1 protein-coding gene is annotated in these 332 nt (G+C 47.9%); it reads left to right on the forward strand.

The features are described from left to right. Positions 1-332: hypothetical protein (locus AAEZ03_RS26490; RefSeq protein ID WP_350582738.1), on the forward strand; the 332-nt coding region annotated here is incomplete at both ends.

Genomic DNA, 332 nt, shown 5'->3' on the forward strand with positions numbered 1-332 from the left:
TGGTGGTTATGATGAATGCTACGAAGATCCGACATTCCGCTTGGATGCAACTGACAATGAGTTTGAAGATTGCAATAAATCGATGACGGACGGCAATGCGGTATATATCGCAGATGCCAAGACAGGTGATGTGATTTGGTCAATATCAGGCCGAACGTCAGGTGCCTCGGGCAAGCATATCCAAGTGCCAGAGATGAAGCACAGTGTCGTCAGTAAAATTACAACCTTGGATCGTGATGATGACGGTATGATCGATCATCTGTATTTTGGTGACTTGGGCGGCCAGTTATTCCGCGTGGATCTGCGGAATGGGCAAGCTATCAGCGGTAGTG

The organism is Pseudomonas sp. HY2-MNA-CIBAN-0224, assembly GCF_040310285.1.
GTDB classification, from domain to species: domain Bacteria; phylum Pseudomonadota; class Gammaproteobacteria; order Pseudomonadales; family Pseudomonadaceae; genus Aquipseudomonas; species Aquipseudomonas helleri.